Raw genomic sequence first — 2,742 nt, forward strand, 5'->3', positions numbered from 1 at the left:
GTGTAGACGTAGATGCTATACGCTAGGTTTCACCGTCTGACCGTTGTAGTACTTGTCTTTCATCTTAAGCGCCACGTTCACTAGGTAAATCAACACAGGTACTTCAATCAGTGGACCGATAACACCGGCAAACGCTTGGTCTGAGTTGATACCGAATACTGAGATAGCAACGGCAATCGCTAGCTCGAAGTTGTTGCCTGTTGCTGTGAATGCAATTGATGCGTTCTTGTCGTATTCAATGCCCATCTTCTTACCAATGAAGAAGCTGATGAAGAACATTGCTGTGAAGTAGATAGTCAGTGGAACCGCAATCAACAATACGTCCATTGGCAGTTCTACAATCATCTCGCCTTTTAGGCTGAACATCAGAACGATAGTAGCCAGTAGTGCAATCAGTGTGATTGGAGAGATACGTGGAATAAACACTTCGTTGTACCACTGCTCGCCTTTCATCGACACAAGGATCTTGCGGCTTAGGAAGCCCGCTAAGAATGGGATACCTAGGTAAATAAGTACACTGTGTGCAATGTCGATCATCGAGATATCAACCATCATGCCTTCGTAACCAAATACTGGTGGAAGAACGCTGATGAACAACCACGCCATAAAGCTGTAGCTCACCACTTGGAATGCACTGTTTAGAGCAACCAATGCCGCGCCGTATTCTTTGTTACCGCCGCCGATGTCGTTCCAAACTAGCACCATCGCCACACAACGAGCTAGACCAATCAGAATCACGCCGACCATGTAACCTGGGTGGTCACCCAAGAAAGTCAGTGCCAACACAAACATCAGAATTGGGCCAACAAGCCAGTTCATGATCAAAGATAGTTTGATCGCTTTCTTATCTTTGACCACAGTGCCTAATAGGTTGTAGTTAACCTTAGCCAGAGGCGGGTACATCATTAAGATAAGGCCAATCGCAAGTGGAATGTTGGTGGTACCAACCGACATAGATTCGTTCCACTGCTCGATCTGTGGGAATAGGATGCCAAGCAGTACACCAAGACCCATGGCAATAAAGATCCACAGCGTTAAGTAGCGATCTAGAAAACCTAATTTTGGCTTCATGATATTTTCTCTTTGGTTGATATCGTCAATCGTCGAAAAGCGATATTGGGAAGCAAAAAAATACGCTTAATTTATTCCGTATTCGACAAACTAAGCGCGATAAATCTATTTCAAAATAGTGTCGATTAGCGTCTCAAATTGCTGAATATTATCTCGATTAATGCGGTAGCACATCTTCGGTGGTATCGATTCAGCAGTGATGAAACCAGAGGTTTTCAAGATTCTTAGGTGCTCTGATACTGTCGATTGCGCCAAACCTAATTCACTAACCAAGTCACTGTTCAAACAGCCGCCCGATTTTTCTAGCGTTGAAAGGATACTCAATATACGAACTCTTGCCGGGTGAGCGAGCGCTTTGGCCAGAGCTGCCATTTGCGTTTCAGCTTCGGTATCACCATGTCCGATTGGTAGAGCACAGCCACCAGTTGTAGGGCAAATTTCGTTCATATTGATGTTTCGCTTTCCATAATCGTTAAAAGACGATTAATGGTAGGCCTATTTCTTTTATTGGTCAATGCGAAATTTATAAGTCGGCTTAAATTGGCATCTCAGAACAATGGTTTTAGTTAAGCTTGATATTCGATTTTTATCTGTTTTTACCTTCTTATTGCGCATAAACAAGATCTTAGATTTAAACAGAGAAATCGACCGAAAAGCATTGCATTCACTGGCTACTCTAGCGATATAATTGAACGCAGAACCGTTACACAAGATAACGAAAAATCATAATTTGCACTTTAATCTTTACTCATAGGTAAGCCCTGAAATGCCACAACAGAACATCAAATTTATCGCTGCTGATATGGACGGCACTCTTCTTAATGAACACGGAAAGTTAGACCCAGAATTCTTCAATCTTTATGAGCGACTAGAAGCTCAAGACATCATTTTTGCTGCGGCATCGGGTCGTCAGTATTACAGCTTGATGGAAACCTTTGCTCCGCTAAAAGATCGCATGATGTTCGTTGCTGAAAACGGCACATTAGTGATGCACAAAGGGCAAGAGCTCTACAGCTGCTTACTTGATACTGATGCCATCAAAGACATCATCAAAGAAGCGCGTGCGATTGAAGGTGCACACGTTGTACTTTGTGGTAAAAAGTCTGCATACATTGAAACCAAAGATGAGCGTGCTTTAGCGGAGATCTCTAAGTACTACCATCGCCGAGAGCAAGTAGAAGACTTACTGGCGGTAGAAGACGATTTCATCAAGGTGGCTATCTGTCACTTCGACGGTTCACAAGAGAAAGTGAACCCAACTATTGATGCCAAATTCGGTGAGAACTACCAAGTGGTTGTCAGTGCAAAAATTTGGTTGGATGTGATGAACGCTGAAGCGTCAAAAGGTGCGGCGATTAAACATCTACAGAACACATTAGGTTTCACTTACGAGCAGACCATGAGCTTTGGTGACTACCTCAATGATTTGGAAATGCTAAAAGAGAGCTACCACTCTTACGCGATGGAAAACGCACATCCAAAGTTAAAAGAGATCGCACGTTTTGCTGCGCCAAGTAACGTTGACGCGGGTGTGTTCCAAGTACTTGAGAAGTTGCTAGCGTAACGCTCTTAAGCTCGACCCGATTTTTGTCAAAGCCAACTCGTGAACATAAGTTGGCTTTTTTGTTCGTTAATGTTGAATTTAGTTAAATTTGAACGATTGTTCAGGTT

The 2,742-nt window shown here is 43.1% G+C and carries 3 protein-coding genes; 1 reads left to right on the top strand and 2 read right to left on the bottom strand.

What is annotated here, in order from left to right; translation table 11 throughout:
• Positions 1 to 15: 15 nt before the first annotated feature.
• Together arsB and AB4496_RS08100 are read right to left on the bottom strand one after the other, a co-directional pair.
• The gene (gene arsB / locus AB4496_RS08095) at positions 16 to 1,071 is read right to left on the bottom strand and encodes an ACR3 family arsenite efflux transporter (protein ID WP_009845915.1); all 1,056 of its coding nucleotides are present in this window, start codon (positions 1,069 to 1,071) and stop codon (positions 16 to 18) included.
• A gap of 105 nt (positions 1,072 to 1,176) precedes the next feature.
• On the bottom strand, positions 1,177 to 1,518 hold the full coding sequence (locus AB4496_RS08100; protein ID WP_009845914.1) for a helix-turn-helix transcriptional regulator: 342 nt from the start codon (positions 1,516 to 1,518) through the stop codon (positions 1,177 to 1,179).
• A gap of 319 nt (positions 1,519 to 1,837) precedes the next feature.
• Between AB4496_RS08100 and AB4496_RS08105 the strand changes: the two genes are divergently transcribed.
• Positions 1,838 to 2,635, top strand: coding sequence for a Cof-type HAD-IIB family hydrolase (locus tag AB4496_RS08105; protein ID WP_102258288.1), 798 nt, complete (start codon positions 1,838 to 1,840; stop codon positions 2,633 to 2,635).
• Positions 2,636 to 2,742: the final 107 nt, after the last annotated feature.

Source organism: Vibrio sp. 10N.222.46.A1 (genome assembly GCF_041473595.1).
Taxonomy (GTDB): Bacteria; Pseudomonadota; Gammaproteobacteria; order Enterobacterales; family Vibrionaceae; genus Vibrio; species Vibrio tasmaniensis_A.

What these genes read in the sequence shown, in the direction of transcription:
- arsB (WP_009845915.1), bottom strand. Translation starts at nt 1,071, where the DNA reads ATGAAGCCAAAATTAGGTTTTCTAGATCGCTACTTAACGCTGTGGATC.
- AB4496_RS08100 (WP_009845914.1), bottom strand. Translation starts at nt 1,518, where the DNA reads ATGAACGAAATTTGCCCTACAACTGGTGGCTGTGCTCTACCAATCGGA.
- AB4496_RS08105 (WP_102258288.1), top strand. Translation starts at nt 1,838, where the DNA reads ATGCCACAACAGAACATCAAATTTATCGCTGCTGATATGGACGGCACT.